This window comes from Mycolicibacterium tusciae (assembly GCF_002086795.1).
In the GTDB taxonomy this organism is placed as follows: Bacteria; Actinomycetota; Actinomycetes; order Mycobacteriales; family Mycobacteriaceae; genus Mycobacterium; species Mycobacterium tusciae.
Window position 1 is genome coordinate 1 of sequence record NZ_MVIM01000066.1, and the last position, 353, is coordinate 353.

General features: G+C 64.0%; 1 protein-coding gene. It reads right to left on the reverse strand.

What is annotated here, in order from left to right; all coding sequences use genetic code 11:
* A partial coding sequence (locus BST47_RS30135; protein ID WP_122984580.1) for an acyltransferase domain-containing protein occupies positions 1-353 on the reverse strand: 353 nt, incomplete at both ends.

Sequence of the window (353 nt, forward strand, 5' to 3'; positions counted from 1 at the left end):
CACCGGCTGTTCACGCGGGTCGAACTGGGTCGCCGAGTAGAACGGAACCTGCGGCGTCATCGGATTCAGCTCAGCCAACGCCTCTTTCAGCTCATCGAGGATCGGTTCGACCTGCGGCGAATGCGATGCGACATCCACGGCGATCTCACCGGCCAGCACGCCGCGCTGCTCCCAAGCCGTGACCAGCTCGTGGACGGTCTGTGTGGTCCCGCTGATTATCGTGGATCCGGGGGAGGCCGCGATCGCCACCACGACGTCTTTCACGCGGCGCGCGGTCAATTCTGAAAGTACTTGTTTGGCAGGCAGTTCCACCGACGCCATAGAGCCGGCACCCGCGATGCGGGTCATCAGCC